Source organism: Acetobacterium sp., assembly GCF_041752335.1.
Lineage (GTDB): Bacteria > Bacillota > Clostridia > Eubacteriales > Eubacteriaceae > Acetobacterium.
This window is the reverse complement of record NZ_JBGSHG010000096.1, coordinates 1-21,168: the sequence shown is the minus strand read 5'-3', so window position 1 is coordinate 21,168 and position 21,168 is coordinate 1. Positions and strand designations below refer to the sequence as shown.

General features: G+C 43.1%; 25 protein-coding genes and 1 other annotated feature. All 25 genes read left to right on the top strand.

Going from position 1 to position 21,168, the window contains the following annotated elements:
• On the top strand, positions 1-361 hold a 361-nt coding region (gene nrdR, locus ACEW8F_RS12430; protein ID WP_373483788.1), incomplete at its 5' end, for a transcriptional regulator NrdR.
• A complete protein-coding gene (locus ACEW8F_RS12425; protein ID WP_373483787.1) occupies positions 348-890 on the top strand; it encodes an NUDIX hydrolase in 543 nt (180 codons plus the stop codon). The genes nrdR and ACEW8F_RS12425, both read left to right, overlap by 14 nt.
• A 220-nt stretch (positions 891-1,110) precedes the next feature.
• Positions 1,111-1,752, top strand: coding sequence for a site-2 protease family protein (locus ACEW8F_RS12420; RefSeq protein WP_373483786.1), 642 nt, complete (start codon positions 1,111-1,113; stop codon positions 1,750-1,752).
• A 2-nt stretch (positions 1,753-1,754) separates the two neighbouring features.
• Positions 1,755-2,492: a ScpA family protein gene (locus tag ACEW8F_RS12415; protein ID WP_373483785.1), complete on the top strand. Its 738-nt coding sequence runs from the start codon at positions 1,755-1,757 to the stop codon at positions 2,490-2,492.
• Positions 2,482-3,132, top strand: coding sequence for an SMC-Scp complex subunit ScpB (gene scpB / locus ACEW8F_RS12410; protein ID WP_373483784.1), 651 nt, complete (start codon positions 2,482-2,484; stop codon positions 3,130-3,132). The genes ACEW8F_RS12415 and scpB overlap by 11 nt, the downstream gene beginning before the upstream one ends.
• Before the next feature lie 14 nt (positions 3,133-3,146).
• Positions 3,147-3,839 carry a pseudouridine synthase gene (locus ACEW8F_RS12405; RefSeq protein ID WP_373483789.1) on the top strand — a complete coding sequence of 231 codons (693 nt, stop codon included), beginning with the start codon at positions 3,147-3,149 and terminating at the stop codon, positions 3,837-3,839.
• Complete coding sequence (locus ACEW8F_RS12400; RefSeq protein WP_373483783.1) at positions 3,836-4,234, top strand: hypothetical protein; 399 nt, start codon at positions 3,836-3,838, stop codon at positions 4,232-4,234. The genes ACEW8F_RS12405 and ACEW8F_RS12400 overlap by 4 nt, the downstream gene beginning before the upstream one ends.
• Positions 4,224-4,805: a class I SAM-dependent methyltransferase gene (locus ACEW8F_RS12395; protein WP_373483782.1), complete on the top strand. Its 582-nt coding sequence runs from the start codon at positions 4,224-4,226 to the stop codon at positions 4,803-4,805. Before ACEW8F_RS12400 ends, ACEW8F_RS12395 begins: the two co-directional genes overlap by 11 nt.
• Positions 4,806-4,807: 2 nt before the next feature.
• A complete protein-coding gene (locus tag ACEW8F_RS12390; RefSeq protein WP_373483781.1) occupies positions 4,808-5,731 on the top strand; it encodes a MurR/RpiR family transcriptional regulator in 924 nt (307 codons plus the stop codon).
• A 3-nt stretch (positions 5,732-5,734) separates the two neighbouring features.
• Positions 5,735-6,970 carry an NAD(P)/FAD-dependent oxidoreductase gene (locus tag ACEW8F_RS12385; protein WP_373483780.1) on the top strand — a complete coding sequence of 412 codons (1,236 nt, stop codon included), beginning with the start codon at positions 5,735-5,737 and terminating at the stop codon, positions 6,968-6,970.
• A gap of 32 nt (positions 6,971-7,002) precedes the next feature.
• Positions 7,003-7,656, top strand: a complete 654-nt coding sequence (cmk, locus tag ACEW8F_RS12380) for a (d)CMP kinase (protein WP_373483779.1) — start codon at positions 7,003-7,005, stop codon at positions 7,654-7,656.
• Positions 7,653-8,234: a lysophospholipid acyltransferase family protein gene (locus ACEW8F_RS12375; RefSeq protein ID WP_373483778.1), complete on the top strand. Its 582-nt coding sequence runs from the start codon at positions 7,653-7,655 to the stop codon at positions 8,232-8,234. Before cmk ends, ACEW8F_RS12375 begins: the two co-directional genes overlap by 4 nt.
• 7 nt (positions 8,235-8,241) lie before the next feature.
• Entirely contained in the window at positions 8,242-10,509 is a 2,268-nt protein-coding gene (locus tag ACEW8F_RS12370) for a bifunctional 4-hydroxy-3-methylbut-2-enyl diphosphate reductase/30S ribosomal protein S1 (RefSeq protein WP_373483777.1), read from the top strand.
• Between the two features lie 166 nt (positions 10,510-10,675).
• Complete coding sequence (locus ACEW8F_RS12365) at positions 10,676-11,083, top strand: Rrf2 family transcriptional regulator (RefSeq protein WP_373483776.1); 408 nt, start codon at positions 10,676-10,678, stop codon at positions 11,081-11,083.
• Positions 11,084-11,101: 18 nt separating this feature from the next.
• Complete coding sequence (gene nifS, locus ACEW8F_RS12360) at positions 11,102-12,310, top strand: cysteine desulfurase NifS (protein WP_373483775.1); 1,209 nt, start codon at positions 11,102-11,104, stop codon at positions 12,308-12,310.
• Between the two features lie 40 nt (positions 12,311-12,350).
• Entirely contained in the window at positions 12,351-12,728 is a 378-nt protein-coding gene (locus ACEW8F_RS12355) for an iron-sulfur cluster assembly scaffold protein (protein ID WP_373483774.1), read from the top strand.
• Between the two features lie 79 nt (positions 12,729-12,807).
• Entirely contained in the window at positions 12,808-13,452 is a 645-nt protein-coding gene (locus tag ACEW8F_RS12350) for an acetolactate decarboxylase (RefSeq protein ID WP_373483773.1), read from the top strand.
• Between the two features lie 101 nt (positions 13,453-13,553).
• On the top strand, positions 13,554-14,081 hold the full coding sequence (locus tag ACEW8F_RS12345; RefSeq protein WP_373483772.1) for a hypothetical protein: 528 nt from the start codon (positions 13,554-13,556) through the stop codon (positions 14,079-14,081).
• Positions 14,081-15,154, top strand: a complete 1,074-nt coding sequence (locus ACEW8F_RS12340) for an AI-2E family transporter (protein ID WP_373483771.1) — start codon at positions 14,081-14,083, stop codon at positions 15,152-15,154. Before ACEW8F_RS12345 ends, ACEW8F_RS12340 begins: the two co-directional genes overlap by 1 nt.
• 44 nt (positions 15,155-15,198) lie before the next feature.
• Positions 15,199-15,427, top strand: a binding site (T-box leader).
• Positions 15,428-15,519: 92 nt separating this feature from the next.
• Complete coding sequence (gene alaS / locus ACEW8F_RS12335; protein WP_373483770.1) at positions 15,520-18,159, top strand: alanine--tRNA ligase; 2,640 nt, start codon at positions 15,520-15,522, stop codon at positions 18,157-18,159.
• 112 nt (positions 18,160-18,271) lie between these two features.
• Positions 18,272-18,523, top strand: coding sequence for an IreB family regulatory phosphoprotein (locus ACEW8F_RS12330; RefSeq protein WP_026396169.1), 252 nt, complete (start codon positions 18,272-18,274; stop codon positions 18,521-18,523).
• 111 nt (positions 18,524-18,634) lie between these two features.
• On the top strand, positions 18,635-19,579 hold the full coding sequence (locus ACEW8F_RS12325; protein ID WP_373483769.1) for an aldo/keto reductase: 945 nt from the start codon (positions 18,635-18,637) through the stop codon (positions 19,577-19,579).
• A 30-nt stretch (positions 19,580-19,609) separates the two neighbouring features.
• Complete coding sequence (ruvX, locus tag ACEW8F_RS12320; protein WP_373483768.1) at positions 19,610-20,026, top strand: RuvX/YqgF family protein; 417 nt, start codon at positions 19,610-19,612, stop codon at positions 20,024-20,026.
• A 25-nt stretch (positions 20,027-20,051) separates the two neighbouring features.
• Positions 20,052-20,399 carry a DUF1292 domain-containing protein gene (locus ACEW8F_RS12315; protein ID WP_373483767.1) on the top strand — a complete coding sequence of 116 codons (348 nt, stop codon included), beginning with the start codon at positions 20,052-20,054 and terminating at the stop codon, positions 20,397-20,399.
• Positions 20,380-21,090 carry a DNA/RNA nuclease SfsA gene (sfsA, locus tag ACEW8F_RS12310; protein ID WP_373483766.1) on the top strand — a complete coding sequence of 237 codons (711 nt, stop codon included), beginning with the start codon at positions 20,380-20,382 and terminating at the stop codon, positions 21,088-21,090. The genes ACEW8F_RS12315 and sfsA overlap by 20 nt, the downstream gene beginning before the upstream one ends.
• Positions 21,091-21,168 lie beyond the last annotated feature (78 nt).

Below are 21,168 nucleotides of genomic sequence, written 5' to 3'. Positions count from 1 at the left end.
CGAACGGGTCGAAAACATCCCGCTGATTGTTGTTAAAAAAGGCGGTCAACGAACAGCCTTCGATAAAAATAAAATATTCAATGGCATGATTAAGGCCTGTGAAAAACGGCCGGTTCCCATTGATACCATTAAAACAGTGGTAGATGATCTGGAACGGAGCCTGTATCAGAGCGAAATGAAAGAAGTGCCATCATCGCTGATTGGTGAACAGGTCATGGTTGCTTTAAAGAGCATGGATCAGGTCGCCTATGTCCGTTTTGCTTCCGTCTATCGGCAGTTTAAGGACGTGGCCTCGTTTATGGATGAGCTGGAACGATTGATTTCAGAAAAACAGGCAGAGGGTGCGCATGAAACAGTTTGAAAAAACCGTAACGAGCGAGGTCATTTATGATGGCCGGATTGTTAAGTTGCGGATTGATAAGGTTGAGCTTCCGGATGGCAGTTTTTCAAAACGTGAGATTGTTGAACACCAGGGAGCGGTAGCTGTTTTAGTAGTTAAAGATGGACAGATGATCTTCGTGAAACAATACCGGATTGCCAGTCAGCGGCTGCTGACGGAAATTCCGGCTGGTTTGCTGGAACCTGGTGAAACCTCTGAAGCCGCCGCGATCCGGGAATGCCGGGAAGAAATCGGTTATCGTCCGGTTAATCTTTTTAAACTGGGAGATTTTATTCCGACCCCAGGTTATTGTTCAGAGAAAATTACCCTGTTTTGTGCCACTGAATTTGTCTGGGATCCCCTGGAAGAAGACCCGGATGAATTTATCCGAGTCATTAAAATACCAGTGCGGACAACCCGAACCCTGTTTATCAACGGACAGTTCATTGACGGTAAAACCGTCGCAGCATTGGGGTATTATTTTTCCATTGCCGCCAGAAAGCGATTATAAAGAAATAATAATGTTCAATGAGGATAGATGGTTTATTTCGATGCAGAGCATTAGAATGAATCATCTATTTTGTATTATGCCTTATAGCTTCACAGCATATAATTAGAACTAATATAAGAGAAATATGAAAATAAAGTTGGTTTCCGTCAGACCGGAATTCAAATAAAATCTCAGGTTTTAATAAACCAGATATACAACGTCGAATAACGAGGTAAGGATAATGTTTAATTTTACGCCGGACTATTTTTATAATTTAATACTGAGCCTACCGGGAATATTGATTGCCATCAGTTTTCACGAAATGGCCCATGGTTATGCCGCGGATTCAATGGGGGATCCAACCCCCAAAAATGCCGGACGGTTAACCTTAAACCCTCTTAAGCACATCGATCCCCTAGGTTTTTTGTCAATGCTCTTATTCCGCTTTGGATGGGCAAAGCCGGTACCAGTAAATCCCGGAAATTTCAAAGATCGCAAAAAGGGGATGATTGTGGTATCCCTGGCTGGGGTTCTTACCAATCTGCTACTGGCATTTTTTGGAATGGCTGCATACCTGGCGGTGGTACCCCTGAACAATGAAGTGTTGATGCTAGTGTTGCAGTATATTTATATTTACAATATAATGTTTGCCGTATTTAATATTATTCCCATTCCGCCACTGGACGGATCCCAGATTCTGGTTTTGTTTTTACCGCCCAAAGCACTGATGACTTATTATAAATATCAACGCTATGGCATGATTGCGATTTTTGTGCTGGCCTTTACCGGACTGCTGGGAATGATTATCAACCCCGTCATTAATGCGATATCGAGCCTGTTTTTTGCGATATTACTGCCAATTTTCAATCTGATCTGGTCCTGATTATGGCATATGCAGTGTGTCTGGAAACTTTTGAAGGACCCCTGGATCTATTAATCAATCTGATCCAGAAAAACAAGATCGATATTTGCGATATTCCTATTGCAAATATCACCAATCAATATTTAATGCAGATCCGGACATGGCAGGACATGGATATGGATGTGGCCAGCGAGTTTATTGTCATGGCTGCCAGACTGCTGGAAATAAAAGCAAAAGCGCTGCTGCCCAAAGACGAAAACGAACAGGAAGACGCTGAAGATTTGCAGGCCCGACTGGTTCGGCAATTGGTGGAATATAAGATCTTTAAAGAGATCAGCCGTTATTTTCAAACTCGGGAACAGTTCGAACTTGGCGCTATTTATCGGGACCCTGAGTACATCCCCCAAAATACTGAAGCGGTTCCGCTGGTCATTGATCCCTACTCCCTTGAACAATGTTTTAAACGGCTTTTGTTTCAGAAAGAAGAGGAGTTGGAGGCCATTGCCCCGCCCCAGAAGATTATTCGGGAATTATTCAGTATTGAAGAAAAAATCGCCGAAATAACCGATGTCCTGGTTCAGGCGGGAGCAGCAGGAGTCAGTTTTTCAGAGCTGCTCCGACCAGATATTTCTAGAGAAGAGGTGGTGGTAACCTTGCTATCGCTGCTTGAGATGGTTAAGACCAGCGGTTTGCGGCTGCTTCAAAATCGGGTATTTATTGATTTTCAGATTCACAGGGAGGTGGAGAACAATGAACAGTGATGAACTGGCAGGTATCATTGAAGGCATTCTTTTTGGAGCCGGCGATGGTGTCTCGATGACGGAATTGTGTCGATGCCTGGATAAGCCGGTATCAGAAGTGCAGTTTGCCATGGAAATACTTAAACAGGATTATCAATCTAAAGCAAGAGGCATTCGCTTGGTTCAGATCAAGGATTCCTATCAGCTTTCCACAAAACCCGACTATTATGGGTATATCAAAGAAATTACCAGACATCAGGAAAAAACCGGTTTATCCCGGGCAGCGCTGGAAACGCTGGCAATTATTGCCTATCGTCAGCCCGTTACCCGGCTGGCCGTTGATGACCTCAGAGGAGTCAGCTCCAGCAGCGCGATCCAGCGTTTGCTGGATCGCGGACTGATCTGTGACGGGGGTCGACTGGAAGCTCCGGGTCGGCCCATTCTTTATAAAACAACCAATGCTTTTCTAAAAACCATGGGTTTGTCAAGTCTTAAAGAGATTCCGGAGTTTGAGGTATTTTCTCAGGGTAAACAAGAAAGTTTTGATCTGGAGTTACTCAATCCTGAAATAAAAAATAATGATAGCAGCAGTGAAGCGTTACTGGCGGGCTTGCTGGAAAAAACCATGGGCGATGCCCGAGTTCTGGAGGCGGCGCAGTGAGAATTCAGAAATTTATGGCTCAATGCGGGGTCGCATCCCGGAGAAAATCCGAGGAACTGATTCAAAAAGGACTGGTGCAAGTCAATGGCATCACCATCCATGAACCAGGATTCCCGGTTGATCCAGAAAACGATGAGATTATCGTCGCGGGAAAAAGATTAAATCAAGCGGCAAAAATCTATATCATGGTTAATAAACCCAAAGGGGTCTTATCAACTTCCGAGGATACTCATGGCCGTCAGCGGGTGCTGGATCTGGTGCCGATTAAAGAACGGCTTTACACCGTCGGACGATTGGATATGGATACCGAAGGGCTGCTGCTGCTGACAAATGACGGCGACCTGACCTTTTATCTGACTCACCCCAGCCATGAGTTTGGCAAGACCTATGTTGGTCTGGTAAAAGGCTGCCCGAACAAAAGCAGTCTGGAATCCTTCAGTCATGGCATGGCAATAGAGGATTACCGTACCGCCCCGGCAAGTATTAAGATTTTAAAAGTGAATCAGGATACCAGTCTCCTGGAAATGCGGATTCACGAAGGTAAAAAAAGACAGATCCGTAAAATGTGCGCCGCTATGGGACACCCGATTATTGATTTAAAGCGGGTGGCGATTGGAGACCTGACCTTGGGGAACTTGAAGCCCGGTGCGTGGCGATATTTAAATAATAACGAAATTACTTACTTAAAAGGAGAAAAGAGAAAATGATAAAAATAGGATTTCCAAGAGAGTTTAGTCAAATTCAGGCATTATTTCCAGAAAAAGAAAAAGAACGGCATTTATATATCGTGGCTGAAGATACCACCAAGTCTGAAATTCTGGGAGCGGTTCGTTTTTTTTATGGCGAAGAACAGGTTGATATTTACGAAATCATTATGACTTGTCACGGTGATCAAGCCATGGCTGTTTTTGATGGGATTATCCGAACCCTGCTTTATAAAATGGCGGAAGAAGGTTGTACTGCCCTTTCGGTTAAGGGTGCAACTAAAGAATTTGCGGCTTATTTCAAAGAGCATGAATTAACGGAAGAAGGCGATGTGCTGATTCATCGCGATTATCAGGGAGAATTTTTCAAGCCCTGCGCAGGCTGTAGTGAAAAATAAACCATTGCGGGTAACTGACCTGGCTTGGGAGTTTCTAAGACCGGTGATTAACCCCGGAGATATCGTTGTGGATGCCACTGCCGGGACGGGTCAGGATACCTTGTTTCTCACCCAATGCGTGGGAGAAACCGGTCGGGTTTTTGCCTTTGATATTCAGGCGGTGGCTTTACAGCAAACCAATGATGTCCTGGAAAAAAGCGGGTATGCCAACCAGGTCACTCTCATTCATCAAAGTCACGAATTTATGGTGTCAGCATTGAAGGAAGCCGCTGTGGGGGAACAAATGGTCAAAGCGATTATGTTTAACCTTGGTTATTTTCCGAATGGCGATCATGCAGTCACAACCCAGGTTGAAACAACCATGGCTGCCCTAAATGGGGCATTGTTCTTATTAGCTTGTGGTGGATTAATAACTCTGTGCCTTTATCCCGGGCATCCTGGGGGAGCAGAAGAATCACAAACAGTGATTACATGGTGCGAAACGTTGGAAGCCCCTTTTGTGGCCCATCATTTTCAGACCTTAAATCGAAAATCACCGCCCACATTCATAATGATCCAAAGAACGAGGTAGATATGAAAGACGTTTCAAGTGTAAAAGAATGCCGAGATATTTTTTCAGCAATTAAGAAGCGTTATGCGAAATTGAGTAAATCTCATAAACTGATTGCCGACTATATGTTGAGCCATTATGAAAGTGTTGCTGAAATGTCGGCAGTGACGGTGGCTAGAAGTGTCGGTATCAGCGAAGCAACCGTGGTTCGTTTTTCGGTCACCCTGGGCTATGAAGGCTACCCGGAATTCCGGCGGGCCATAAAAAATGAAATTAACAGTAAGCTGACAACCATTGAGCGCATCGATATGACTTTGAGAAATGAGCAAAAAGAAAAGGCTTTGCAGGAAACAGTGCATAATGTCTTAAAATCAGATCTGTCAAATATCAATGCTACCTTTGAGGAATTTGATTATGAGATTTTCAAGTCCTGTATTGACCTGATCTTAGATGCCCGCAAGGTTGTTATCATCGGTTTTCGAACCACTACTCTGTTAACCGAACATCTGGGTTATTATCTTAATCTCATTCTGGATAATGTCAGGGTGGTCAATTATGGAGTGTCAGATATCTATGAGCATTTAATCCGGGTTAATGAAGAAGATGTCGTTATCGCCATCAGTTTTCCCCGGTATGCCCAAAAAACCTATGAAGCGGTTGAGTTTTTGAAGAATAAAGGGGTAAAAATTATTACGATCTCGGACAACGAAAATGCACCGATTAATGTATTTACCCAACATCGGCTGATTGCCAAAAGCAATGTTTACTCGTTTGTGGATTCGCTGGTAGCACCGCTTTCGCTGATCAACGCCCTGGTGATTTCGGTGGGGCTCCGAAATATCGGCAAAACAAAAGAGACATTTAATGAACTTGAAGAAATATGGCGAGAACATTATATCTATACTGGCGATGAATTGGAAAATAGTTCGCGAAAGGACAAAGAATAATCAATGAGTAGAATAGCAGTAATTGGAGGCGGTCCCGGCGGCATGATGGCGGCGGTGGCGGCTGGCGAAAAGGGACATAAGGTTGATTTGTTCGAAAGTAACGAAAAGCTGGGGAAAAAACTGTACATCACCGGAAAGGGTCGTTGCAATCTGACTAATGCCGTTGACATCAGTGATTATTTTGACAGCATTGTCCATAATCACAGCTTTATGTACAGCGCCTTATATTCGTACACAAATGCGGATTTTATGGCCTTTCTGGAAAAAAACGGGGTACCCTTAAAAACCGAACGGGGGGATCGGGTTTTTCCGGTTTCGGATAAATCCAGCGATGTGATCAGTGCTTTTAAAACGGCATTGAAAGACAAGCGCTGCCAGGTTCATTTAAATACGAAAATAACCGATCTTTCGATTAGTAATAATACCATCAATGGAATCATCTTTGAAAACGGCGAAATCAGGAAGTATGATGTAGTGATCCTGGCAAGCGGCGGGAAAAGTTATCCATCAACCGGTTCAGATGGTAACTTTTTTAAGATTTTAAAAAATTGCGGTCATCAGATCACGCCCCTGGCACCGGGTCTGGTACCAGTCAATACCAAAGAAGACTGGCCCCGAGATCTGCAGGGGCTGGCACTCAAAAATGTGACCTTAACCCTGTCTCAGAAAACATCCAAGGGACAAAAGAAAGTCAAGTCAATGTTGGGGGAGATGCTATTCACCCATTTTGGTATATCCGGACCGCTGGTTTTATCATTGAGCTCTTATATGATCGGAAATACTAAGGATTTTAGTCTGGAATTGGATTTAAAACCGGCGTTAAGCATGGAACAAATGGATGCTCGGATTCAACGGGACTTCCTTAAATATCAGAATAAGGATTTTGGGAACGCCCTGGGGGATTTATTGCCATCCAAAATGATTCCGGTGATGGTAACCTTGTCTGGCATTGACCCGACCGCCAAGGTCAACCAGATTACCAAAGAGCAGCGAAAAAAACTGGTGGAGTGTTTTAAACAGTTAAAGATCGGCATTGCCGGGCTGCGGGATTTTAACGAAGCCATCATCACCGTTGGCGGTGTGAACGTAAAAGAGGTTGACCCGGGAACGATGGAATCAAAACTGATTAAAAATCTCTATATCGCAGGGGAGATGCTGGACGTCGATGCCCTGACGGGGGGTTATAATATTCAAATTGCTGTTTCCACTGGCTGGCTGGCCGGGAACGCAGTTGAATAATTCTTTAAAAAATTTGGATGAGGGAGAGCAAGATGCAAATTGCCATTGATGGTCCTGCTGGCGCAGGAAAAAGTACGCTAGCAAAAAAAATAGCAGTAACCTATAAAATGACTTATCTGGATACGGGAGCCATGTATCGCTGCATTGCCCATTGCGTTTTAAACCAGATGGGAGACCGCTTTGACAGTGAGGTGGATATTGTGAAAATTGCTCGGGAAACCGTGATCCGTTTTGAAGGTGATCGGGTGTTTTGCAATGATAAAGACGTCACCAGCGAAATACGAACCCCTCTGGTTTCCCGTCACACCTCCGATGTTGCCAGGATCAAGGAAGTCCGGGATCTGATGGTTACTCAGCAACGGGAATATGCAAAAGACCATGCGGTGGTCATGGATGGCAGAGACATTGGTTCGGTGGTCTTGCCAGATGCTGATCTTAAGTTTTTTCTGGATGCCGATGTTCTGGAACGGGCGCAGCGAAGAAAAAAAGAAATGGATGAAAAAGGGAACAGTAAAGCACTGGAAGAAATAAAAAATGATATTGAAAATCGCGATACCAATGATCGAAACCGATCAGAAGGGCCACTAATTCAGGTTGCGGATGCCATTATCATTGATACAACCGGAAAGAGCATTGAAGAAGTTTACGAAGAAATGAAAATGCATATCGACGAGGCGCGCCGATGATTTATAAAATCGGTCGTTTCTTAACTTATCTGCTCAGTTTGATTCTCTTTCGGATCACAATTACCGGCAAGGAAAATATTCCAGAGCGCGGCGGAGCTTTGATCTGCCCCAATCACATCAGTAATATTGATCCAGTGGTGATTTCATTTGCTACTCCCCGGGAAATTCATTACATGGCCAAGGCGGAACTGTTTAAAAATCCGCTTTTGCGCTGGTTTTTCAAACAGGTAAAGGCCTTTCCGGTGAATCGCGAAAAGGTCGGTGTGGAAACCATCAAGACATCTTTAAAGATTCTAAAGGAAGACGAAATTCTGGGGATATTTCCGGAAGGCCATCGGGTCAACCCGGAAGAGCGGACTCCGCCGGCCAGTGGTTTTGTGGTTTTTGCGATTAAGACAAAATCACCGATTATTCCGGTACGGATCAAAGGGCGATACAGTTTCAGAAGTAAAATCGAAATTATTATTGGCAAGCCCGTTTATCTGGAAGAATATTATGGCAGAAAATTGTCTGAGGAAGAGATCCGGCAGTTAAGTGAAAAAATTATGGATACTGTCTATGAATTGAAATTGACTTGAGGTTAACATGGAAATAATTATAGCGGAGAAGGCTGGCTATTGCTTTGGAATTGAAAATGCCATGAAAATGGTTCGCGATACCATCGAATCCGGTCAGGGAAAAATATATACCTTAGGTCCCATCAGCCATAACACCCAGGAAATCAGGCGCCTGGCTGATCAGGGGGTAGTTATAATTACAGACGACGAGGTGAATGGTTTGCAAACCGGCCGTGTTATCCTGCGTTCCCATGGGGTAGGCAAGAAAACCATCGAAGCGATTAAGGGGAAAGGACTCCCGATCATCAATGCCACCTGCCCCTATGTCCGGGCCGTTCAAAAAAAAGTGGAAAGCTATGATGCTGCCGGGTATCAGATTGTAATTGTCGGAAATAAGGATCATCCGGAGGTAATTGGAGCAAATGGCTGGTGTCAGGATAAAGCTCTAATAATTAATGACATAAATCAGTTGGAAAATATTGAAAGTTATGATAGAATATGTATTGTGGCTCAGACCACCATTATCGAATCCAGATTCAATGAAATTTGTGATGCGATCAGGTCAAGAGTCAATGAAGTAGTTATATTTAATACTATTTGCAGTGCCACCGCTGAAAGACAAGCAGCGGCAGCGAAAACTGCAAAAGAAGTAGAATATATGATCGTAATCGGTGGATACCACAGTTCGAACACACAAAAACTGGCGGATATCTGTAAATCCCATTGCGAAAAAACTTGTCACATAGAAACCATCCGGGATTTAGATCTCGCTGAAGTAATGAAATACCAAAAAATTGGTATTACCGCAGGGGCATCAACACCGGATTGGATCGTTAAGGAGGTATTGGAAGGTATGGAAGAGCAAAACAAAATTGCTGAGGAAAACGTGGTCGTAGAAATGACGACTGAAGAACAGCCAACTGTTGTAGTTGAGGAAGTGGTGGAAACCATTGAAAAAGACGAATATGATGATGCAAATTTCGATTTCGCTGCAGAAATTGAAGAATCATTAAAAACAATTCGTCGGGGTGCTGAAATCGAAGGCGAAGTTATTCACATTGCTGAAGATGAAGTGATCTTGAACATTGGCTACAAAGCAGATGGTATCGTCAAAAAGAATGATTTTACATGGAGAAGCGATGAGGTATTATCTGAACTTGTACAATTAGGAGACAAAGTTTGGTGTATCGTAACTGATTTAAATGAAGGTTCAGGAAATGTAAAACTTTCAAAAATCAAATATGATAACCGTCTCGTACAAAAACAGTTAAGTGACGCCTTTGATAATAAAACGATCTTAGAAGGAACAATCAAAGATATTTCTGGAAATGGTTTAATCGTCGATATCGGATTTACTGATATTTATATGCCAGCTTCACAGTATCATGTTCGTTACGTTAAAGACTTGAACACCCTGATCGGCGAAAAAGTTAAGGGTATCATCATTGATTACAACCCAAAACGACGTCGTGCTATTCTTTCACAAAAAATTATTCTTGAAAAAGATATGAAAGAACGTCGGGAACAAGTTAAAGAAATGAAAGACAAACGTTTTGAAGAATTAAACGTGGATGATATCGTTAAAGGTGTGGTTAAAACCATTACTAATTTCGGAATCTTTGTTGATCTTGATGGTATTGATGGTTTTGTTCATCGTTCAGACCTGACCTGGGAAAAAATTAATGAGCCTAAAGATATTGTCGAAAAAGGCCAGGAAATCGAAGCCAAGGTTATCGCTAAAAATGAAGAAGACAAAAAAATCAAATTAAGCGTAAAAGCATTAATGGATCGTCCATGGGATGATTTCATTGCTAAATATAATGTTGATGATGAAGTAGAAGTTACCATCACTAATATTTTAGATTTTGGTGCCTTTGCTGAAGTGATTCCAGGCGTTGAAGGTTTAATTCACGTTTCTGAAATCAGCTATAACCGGGTTGAGTCTGTTGCCTCAGTTTTAAACACTGGTGATGTGTTAACTGTAAAAATCATCGGCATTAATCCTGAAAAAGAAAAAATCAGCTTAAGTAAAAAAGCAACCGAAGAAGCTCCTGCTCGTCCTGCACCAACACCAAGAAGCAGCAACAGCAGTAGTAGTAGTAGTACTGGCTCTGGCGATCGCGACAGAACCAGTAACTACGGTGGCGGCGACCGAAATCGCAGACCACAACAAAGTCATAACAGCAACAACAATCGTAATAAAACAGTTTACGAAGAAACTGCCAATGTAACCCTTGGGGATTCATTTGGTGATATGTTCAGCGGTCTTTTCGGAGATAGCGAAGACGATAAATAAGAATAGTTTTTTTAGGACCCCGACGCTGGAATTGTTCCAGCATCGGGGTCTTTTTTTGAGAGTACAATTTTTTTTCTTTTTACTATTGAAAAATAATTTTTTAGTGCTATAATAGTCTTATAATCCAAGTGGAATACTCGGAAATAATCCAGGGAGGGACAAACACTTGAGACTTTCAACAAAAGGACGTTACGGGGTACTTGCCATGGTGGAACTGGCACTGCAATATGGAGATGGGCCGGTTTCAATTAAGGAAATTGCTGAAAAACAGAATTTTTCAGATTCATATATGGAACAACTATTCTCTACCCTAAAAAATGCGGGACTGGTAAAAAGTCTGAGAGGTGCCAGGGGAGGCTATGTTTTAGCCAGGGATCCAGGTGAGATTACGGTTGGTGAAATAATCAGGGCACTTGAAGGTCCCATTGAATTCGCTGGATGCATCGATGGCGGTGGTAATCTCACCTGTTTAAAATCACCGGAGTGTGTAACCAGAGGACTTTGGAAAGACATTAGTGACAGCATTAGCAATATTATTGATAATCGATCATTACAGGACTTGATCGGTAAATAATTGAAAGAGGTAAACTTTATGAAACGAATATATTTAGATCATGCAGCAACAACTCCGGTTGATCCAGCCGTTGTTGAAACGATGATACCATTTTTTACTGAAAATTTTGGGAATCCTTCATCAGTCTATGCAGAGGGCAGGGGTGTTAAGAAGAGTATTGAGGCGGCCCGGCTTCAGATTGCCAAAGCCATTAATGCCGATCCCCGGGAAATCTATTTTACCGGAAGTGGATCAGAAGCTGATAACTGGGCGATAAAAGGGATTGCCATGAAAAATCAGGCCAAGGGAAAACACATCATCACTTCCACCATTGAGCATCATGCTGTGCTTCACACCTGTGAATACCTCGAAAAACAGGGGTTTGAAGTAACTTATTTGCCAGTTGATGAATACGGGCTGATTTCTTTGAATGATTTACGAAATGCAATCCGAAAAGATACCATTTTAGTCACTATTATGTTTGCTAACAATGAGATCGGAACAGTAGAACCGATCAAAGAAATCGGCGAAATTGTCAAGGAAAAAGGGATTATTTTTCACACCGATGCCGTCCAGGCGCTGGGCAATATCACGGTCGATGTAAAGGATTTAAACGTCGATTTACTGTCTATTTCTGGTCATAAGATATATGGTCCAAAAGGGATTGGCGCTCTTTTTATCAGAAAAGGAGTTCCAATCGATAATTTAATCCACGGCGGCGCTCAGGAACGAAAAAAACGAGCCGGAACAGAAAACACCGCTGAAATTGTGGCTTTTGGAAAAGCCGCCGAAATGGCAACTGAGCACCTCGCAGAAAATGTCGCCCATCTGAAAAAACTAAGAGACCTTTTAATTAAAGGAGTCATGGCTAATATTCCTCAGGTTCGTCTAAACGGACATCCGGAAAAGCGTCTGCCAGGGAACGCAAATTTCTGTTTTGATTACATCGAAGGGGAATCGATTCTCCTCAGTTTGGATATTATCGGTGTGGCAGGTTCCAGCGGGTCGGCCTGTACATCGGGTTCTTTAGACCCATCTCACGTGCTGCTGGCCATTGGTTTACCAGCGGGGGTAGCCCATGGATCATTGCGACTCACCATTGGAAAACAGACAACACTCGAAGATATTAATTATGTGATCGATAATCTGATCCAGATCATTGAACGATTGCGAAAAATGTCGCCAATTAACGCAGATTGTCCGATTGATGATGCTGTTTTTGATAAAGCCGAGCATCACCATCATTAAGTGCTACGATCAGAACGATAGAAAAAATAAGGAGAAACAAATGGAATATACAGATTTAGTAATGGAAAATTTTACCTGTCCCAAACATGTGGGAGAAATTGAAGGCGCAAACGGTATTGGTCAGGTTGGGAGCCCGGCATGTGGAGATATTATGAAAATCTTCTTAAAAATAAACGATGACGGAGTTATTGAAGACGCATCCTTTAAAACCTTTGGATGTGGTGCAGCAGTGGCCAGCAGTAGTATGGCAACGGATATGATTATCGGCAAGACCATTGAAGAAGCAGGAAAATTTAAAAACTCGGATGTGGTTGATGCACTGGGCGGGCTTCCGGCTGAAAAAATTCATTGTTCAGTGTTGGCAGCAGAGGCCATTCAGGCGGCCATTGAAGATTATCACAACAAAAAAGCACAATAGAAATGAATAAAATAAGACGCAGTTTCTGTTTGCTGGAGACCGCGTCTTTCTTTTGATCATTGATAAAGGGAGGAACCCCATGGAAAACAACAAACTATTTCAGGTATCAACGCTGGCTGCTTTTCAAAACAAAGGTTATGACGGAGAGATTTCGATAAAAACGATGCTGACTTATGGAGATACCGGCTTTGGTACCTACCATAAACTAAACGGGGAAATGATTGTTCTAAATGGAATAGCCTACCGTGCTCTGGGAGACTGTTCCGTTGAAGTGGCGGACTTGTCAGACACAACGCCCTTTGCGACCCTGGGCAGTTTGGAAAAAAGTGAAGGTCAGGCTATGGAAATAAACGGAGATATGATTCTTCTGATGAAAAACCTGGACATGTGTATTGAACATGCTGAAAATCCCATACTGGCTAGAATCTCAGGGATGTTTAATAGGATTGAGATTCATGGGGTTTGGCCTCAGGAAAAACCCTATCAAGAACTTGATAGAATTGTCAGTGAGCAGCCGGTATGTGTTCTGGAAAACATAAGCGGTTGCCTGGTGGGTGTTTTCTGTCCGGAGTTGGCCCGGGGAATGAATGTAGTCGGCTGGCACTTTCATTTTTTATCAGAAGACAAAAAAATCGGTGGACATGTCAATAATCTCGTCGCCGAACAGCTCAATATTGAATTAAAGGTAAAAGAGACCCTGTCCATCATTAGAAGGCCTTGCTGACGAATTGCCTGATCGTACAATGAGAAAAGAAAAAACAACGTTGCTATAAAAAAAATAATAGGGTAAGATAAGCATATGAAAAAAAGCGAAAGGAGCATTGAATGAAAGCAAACATTTTGCTTAATGTGGAAGTTGTTTCTCAAAAAAATGGACGACGACATGGATTGGTTAAGAGTCTGGTGGTTGTGAATCATGTTGTAAAATATCTGGTGATCAATCCCGGGGGAATTTTCTCAAAAGCTCAATTTTTCAAGCCTGAAAATATTGTTGATGTTAATTATAAACGGCTGGTAATTGAAAATGAAAAAGTTATCATAAAAGCAAAAGGGGAAAAAGTAAAAGTGTATCTGGATGAGGCATTTCCGCTGATGGATTATCCGGTGGTGGATAAAAATGAGGAGGCTTTTGGTCATGTAGTCAATGCGACGATTGAAGAAGGAACATTTGCCATCAGCGAATACGAAATTTCCCGAAGTTTCTTTGATGATATCGATCATGGCTTTGCGATTATTCCGGCCGCAGACCTGGTATATAAGGATCAGGTGCTATATTATGGGAAAGAAATGTATGATCTGGGATTTAAAAAACAGGGAACGGGCATTGCCAATAAATTACTGGGGGAAAGATAGTGGGAGATTCAGCTAATAAAAAGAGACTATTATTTCTTAATCTCATTGTTGTAGCGATAATTGGCGCACTGTGTTTTTTTATCTGGCCAACGCTGGCAGGTATGTTTGCGCCTTTCTTTTTTGCCATTGTTCTGGCTTATTTGCTTAATCCGCTAGTCAGAATTTTCGAGAATAAAGGTCTGAATCGGGGAGCCTCGGTTCTGATCGTATTTTTTGCGGTGCTGGCACTGGTGATTGGGGCTTTTATGAGCTTTATTCCCAGTCTGATTACTAATATTGCCAGTATGATCAGGAGCATTCCAAGCTTTGTGACACAAACTCAGACCTATATCACAAACTTATCTGACTATATTTCAAATTTTACCGGATATGATATTACCCAGTTTTTTAATCTGGAACAGGTTTTGGGAAATGTGCTGCAGGGCTTTGCAACCGCGCTTCAGGGAATTTCAAATGCCATTCTTCAAAACAGCGGTCAATTGATGAATATCATAATCGTGCCATTGGTGACGATCTTTCTGCTGATGGATAAGGAACTCTTTATTAAAGGCATCATGTATTTGGTGCCATTGCAGTATCGCAACAGTATGCTTAAAATGTGCTGTGACATTGATCTGGTCATTGGTGGTTTTATCAAGGGACAAGGTCTGACTTCCCTCATCGCGGGGATTGCAACTGGCATTGGGGCATTTGCGCTGGGATTGCCATATGCGACGATTATCGGAGTGATTGCCGGGGTTACGACTATGGTTCCTTATTTTGGACCAGCGGTGGGCACCATTGTGATTGTTTTACTGGTATTGTTTACCAATCCGTTGATGTTGATCCCCATGTTGGTTATAATTGGGGCCGTTCAGGTGATCTGCGGTAATTTTCTGGCACCAGCGCTGATGTCCGGAAATGTGGGCCTCCACCCGGTGTTTATTATCTTTTCGATCTTCTTTTTTGGCGCCATGTTTGGCGGTGTTGGAATGATTATGGCGGTACCGATGGCAGGTACTATTAAGGTAATCGCCGGATATATTATTTCCCTATTTGCCTCAAAGGACATCACCGATCTAAAAAAGGATTGACATTTAAATACGAAATTAATATAATCATCTCAATAGGTTAATATAAAAATGCATCGAGAACGAAGGCTCTAAAAAATAGCGATTACAGAGAGAGAGACGTTGCTGAAAGTCTTTTATGGTTTGTTTAGAGTTGCCCCGTTCGAGCAGCTGGGAAGAAAGTTTGAATACAATGTTCAATGATTATTTTCAGTCGGGAGACCGTTATTGATAAAGTGAGTTGCCAATAATTATGCAGCTAATTTGGGTGGTACCGCGGATTAAACCGTCCCTTGCAGATTTGCAGGGGATTTTTTTGTTTTTATAAACACCGAAAAGCAATAGATGCTTTAGAATCAAAGACCATAATTTCGACAAGGGAGAAAAAAATGAAACCATTAGGACTAAATGAAATCAGAGAGAAATATCTGGAATTTTTTGAGGAAAAAGGACATTTGCGATTAAATAGTTTTCCACTCGTGCCAATCAATGACAAGAGTTTGTTGTTGATCAACTCAGGGATGGCACCGCTGAAACCTTATTTTACCGGAGATGAAATACCGCCTAGAAATCGGGTGACAACCTGTCAGAAATGTATTCGCACCCCGGATATTGAAAACGTCGGAAAAACAGCAAGACATGGGACATTTTTCGAAATGCTGGGAAATTTTTCCTTTGGTGATTATTTCAAAAAAGAAGCCATTCCATGGGCCTGGGAATTCTGCACCGAGGTGATGGAAATACCGGAAGATAAGATTTGGATCACCATTTATCTGGATGATGACGAAGCCTTTAAAATCTGGAATGAAGATGTCGGAATTCCTAAAGAAAAAATTGTGCGGTTGGGAAAAGAAGATAACTTCTGGGAGCACGGCCTGGGACCCTGCGGCCCCTGTTCCGAGCTATATTTTGACCGCGGCGAAGAATATGGCTGTGACAGCCCCACCTGCAGTGTCGGCTGTGATTGCGACCGTTATGTCGAATTCTGGAACCTGGTTTTCACCCAGTTTGATAAAGATGAAGCTGGTAACTATAACCTCTTGCCCAAACCCAATATCGATACTGGGATGGGGCTGGAACGTCTGGCAGTGGTGATGCAGGGTGTGGGTACCATTTTTGAAATTGATACCGTTGGTCATGTACTCAATTATATCTGCAAAAAAGCGGGTGTGAAATACGGCGATGATCTTCAGGATGATATCTCCATCCGGGTTATCACCGATCATATCCGCAGTGTTACCTTTATGATCGCTGACGGCGTGATGCCGGGTAATGAAGGTCGCGGTTATGTATTGCGACGTTTGCTCCGCCGAGCCGTTCGTCATGGGAAATTATTGGGAATCAAGGACCTCTTCCTTTATGATGTGGCCAAAGAAGCGATTCGGGTTTCCGAAGGCGCTTATCCTGAACTACGGGAAAAACAGGATTTTATTCAAAAGCTGATCCGCATTGAAGAAGAGCGCTTTAAAGAAACCATCGATCAGGGTCTGGCGCTGTTAAACAAAGAGCTGGATAAAATTATCGAAATGGAAGAAACGGTATTCCCCGGTGGTGGCGCCTTTAAGCTCTACGATACCTATGGTTTTCCCTATGATCTGACCAAGGAAATTGTCGAAGAACGAGGATTGACCATTATTGTCGAAGAATTTGAAAAAGAAATGGAGGCCCAGCGGGAACGGGCCCGCCAGGATCGTCTCAACAGCGATTTAGCGGTGTGGGCTGATGATCCTTTTAATCCTTTGGGTTCGGATGCAGTCAACACCTTTGTGGGCTATGACAACCTGGATGCCGAAGGTACAATTTTAGGGCTTTATGTCAATGAAGCCCTGGTGGACGAAGCCACAGCTGGGGATGAGGTGCTGGTGCTCTTGGATCAGACCTCGTTCTATGCCGAAAGCGGCGGACAAACCGGCGATCACGGTGTCATTCAAAAAGGTGATGGCTTGATTGAAATCAGGGACTGTAAAAAGGGAAGCCTGAGTCGTCATATTCACTCGGGGACAGTTAAGTCGGGAACCTTCAAAGTTGGAGAAAGTGTGATTACCGAGGTCAACAAAGATTTAAGAGATGCGGTGCAACGGAACCATACCTCAACTCATTTATTGCAAAAAGCCTTGAAAAAGGTTTTAGGTGACCATGTGGAACAGGCCGGATCATTTGTCTCACCAGAACGCTTACGCTTTGACTTTAACCATTTTCAGGCGATGACCCGGGATGAAAAACGTCAGGTGGAGGATATTGTCAATACAGCGATCTTAGCTGCCCATGATGTGTCCATCTTTGAAACGAATATTGATAAAGCTAAAGAACTGGGTGCAACGGCGTTATTTGGCGAAAAATATGGCGAAATCGTCCGGGTTGTCAAAGTCGGCGATTTCAGCACCGAACTTTGCGGCGGTTGTCATATCAGTAATTCGGCTAAGGTTGGGATGTTTAAAATCATCAGTGAAGGCGGTGTTGCGGCCGGGATCCGGCGAATCGAGGCGGCAACTGGTTTTAATGCCTGGCACCTGGTGGAGAAAATGGATGATACCCTGGTTGAGGTATCCAATCTGATGAAAACTAATCCCGATCAATTACTGGAAAAGGTAACCGAATTGACCGAAATCAATAAACAAAAGGAACGCACCATCGCCGAACTGAAACAGAAATCGGCTGGGAATGCGATTATGGATATCCACCAGAAAATGGTGATCATCAGTGGGGTTCAGGTTACGATTGCTGAAGTCGAAAAAATGCCCATGGAAGAACTGCGAACGATCGGAGATTTACTAAAAGACCGGATGGGTTCTGGGGTTGTGCTGCTGGGAAGTGCCCTGGAGGGCAAGGTTAATTTTGTTGCAACGGCAACTCCGGATATCGTCAAACGCGGCTTCCATGCTGGTAAAGTCATTAAAGAAGTGGCGACGATAGCCGGCGGAGGTGGTGGCGGACGTCCAGATATGGCGCAAGCTGGGGGGAAACTTCCAGAAAAACTGGCAGAATCCCTTGTAAAGGGTGAGGCATGCATTCGGGAGCAGTTGAACTAATTTATTAAGAAAAAGAAAAATTGTATCATATGACTTGTCTTTTCTTTTGCTTTGGGGTAAAATGATATAAATTGATTGTGAAGGAGGTCAGATGACAATGGGAGAAAATACGGTGATTGATCGAGGAACCATTATGTTTGAGGTCGATAGCGAAAAGTCTCAGAAGATCGACGAAGTGATGCGCAATGTACATAAGGCTCTAGTTGAAAAAGGGTATAACCCCGTCAATCAAATTGTAGGTTATGTCATGTCAGGAGATCCGACCTATATCACAAGTCACAGAGAAGCGCGAAATGCCATACAGAAAATTGAACGGGATGAGTTACTCGAAGAACTTGTTCGACGGTACTTAAAAAGCATTTAGTAGGCTGATAAATTGGGGCTGTCTCAACCGAGGCAGTCCTATTTTAGTTCGCCACGGCGATTGTGAGCGAAAACTGATGGACACTTATTAGTGGTTAGGAAACGATTTTAGATGAAAATCAATACCCTGGGTAATACCGGTATCAAGGTCTCCCGAATGTGCTTTGGCAGTTTGACGATTGGGCCGCTGCAGAAGAACAAAACCCTTTTGGAAAGCCGGGAAATCATCGCGGCTGCCTTGGATTGCGGCATTAATTTTTTTGATACTGCGGATCTGTATAACAATTATGATCACCTGCGGGCGGCGATCCAGATGCAGCAGGATGTGGTCATTGCGACAAAATCTTATGATTATACGGCAGCGGGAGTTCGCCGCAGTTTGAATCGGGCCCTGACTGAACTGGGTCGGGATTATGTTGATCTTTACCTGCTCCATGAGCAGGAAAGCCAAAAGACCATTGAAGGTCATTGGGAAGCCATTGAGGCTCTGATTGCTGAAAAACAGGCGGGCAAAGTAAGAGCTATCGGCATTTCTACCCATCGGGTTGAAGGGGTTTACGGGGCGAATCTGTTTCCTGAGCTGGATGTGATTCATCCGCTGATTAATTTAACCGGAATCGGCATTGAAGATGGAACCGTCGAAGAAATGGCAGCAGCCATCCATGAGGCCAAAAAACTGGGGAAGGGCATTTACGGCATGAAGCCTTTAGGCGGTGGTAATCTGCTTTCCCGGAAGCAGGCCAGCTTTGAGTTTGTTTTAAATAATGCCGATCTGGACGCCATTGCGATTGGGGTTCAATCGGTTAACGAAGTGCTGTATAACGTTAAAAAATTCAATGGCAATATGATTCCTGAGGATTTGGAGGCAGCTGTTTCCAACGCCCCAAAAACACTGCATATCAGTGACTGGTGCTGCGGCTGTGGGGAATGCGTTAAGCGCTGCAACCAGAAAGCCTTGACCTTAGTCGCTGGAAAAGCGCGAGTTGATGAAAAGCTATGTGTGCTTTGCTGTTATTGCAGCTCTGCTTGTAAAGACTTTTGCATCAAGGTGATTTAATACAGTCATAACAAATAGATGGGATAATGAATGGAAAGAATTTTAGGAATTGATGTTGGCGACAAACGGATTGGGGTGGCTGTAACGGACCCGTTGCAGATTACCGCCCAGGGGGTTATGACCCTCAAGCGAAAGACCAGGGATGACGATTTAGAAGCATTTCGGGAGCTTATTGCAAAATATGAGATCAAAAAAGTGGTAGCTGGTCTGCCCCTGAACATGAACGGTTCAGAATCCGCTCAGACCCGGAAAACAGTGAACTTTTGTCAGTTTATCAAGAAACGGCTGGATATCGAAATCATCTATATTGATGAGCGATTAACCTCATCCTGGTCTGAAAAAGTATTGATCGAAGGAAATGTTTCTCGGGAGAACCGTAAAGATTATATCGATATGCTGGCAGCCCAGATCATTCTCCAGTCTTATATGGATCGGGCCGTCAAATAATTGATAAATAATGGATTCTTTAAGCATGAAAAGGTATAATTACAAGATTATGAGCGAAAAAATAAAATTGAAAGAAGAAGTTGATATGGAAGAAAAAATAATTTTAGAAGATGAAAATGGCGTTGCAAGAGAGTTTGATTTAGAAGTTTCGTTTCCTCTGGGTGAAAAGACTTATGTACTTTTAACAGAAGGCGAAGAAAGTGACGATGTATTTGCTTTCTTTATCGATGAAGACGAAGATGGTGAAATTCTGGTACCAGTTGAAGATGAAGCAGAATTTGCTTTAATTGAAGCAGAATATGATCGTATCATGGACGAAGAATACGAAGATTTAGAGGAAGACGAAGATGACGATGAAGGTGAAGTTGAGTAAATACCCCCTTGTCAACGGGATATTTATTAGCCGACCCAATCGTTTCATTGCCAGGGTAATGATCAACCAGGAAGAGATAGCCGCTCATGTGCCCAATACCGGTCGCATGAGTGAGCTTCTTGTTTCAGGTGTTCGGGCCATTCTGGCCTGGAATCCGGCGCCCCATCGAAAAACTGATTATACGCTGCTGCTAGTTGAAAAAGACGAGCATTGGGTATCTGTCAATTCGATCTTGGCTAACCAGATTGCCTACGAATTTTTAAAAGCTCAAGCGGACGTTTCAGAACTCAAACAAGAAGTGACCTACGGCAACAGTCGTTTTGACCTTGCCTGTTTTCGTGGCGGTAAATACTCCTACTATGAGGTAAAGAGTGTCAATCTGGTAGTGAATGAGATTGCCATGTTTCCAGATGCACCAACGGAGCGAGGGGCCAAACATCTTGCCGAATTGATCAGAGCTCACCAGGAGGGTTACCATACCGGGGTTATTTTTGTTGTGCAACGCAATGATGCGAAATCGTTTCAACCAAATCAAATAATGGATCCAAAATTTTCACGTTTATTGGGTCAATGTCATAGTCTGGGAATAGAGATCCGTGCGCTATCCTGTGATATTGATGGAGTAAATATAGAAATTATCAGCGAGTTGCCTGTAACTGTTTTATCAGAAGAGACTGTAAAAGAGGTGTGACAACCATGAATAACGAAAAACAAATTGTGGATGCACTCAGAAAAAGAGGGAACAAAGTAACCCCTCAACGTCTGGTTA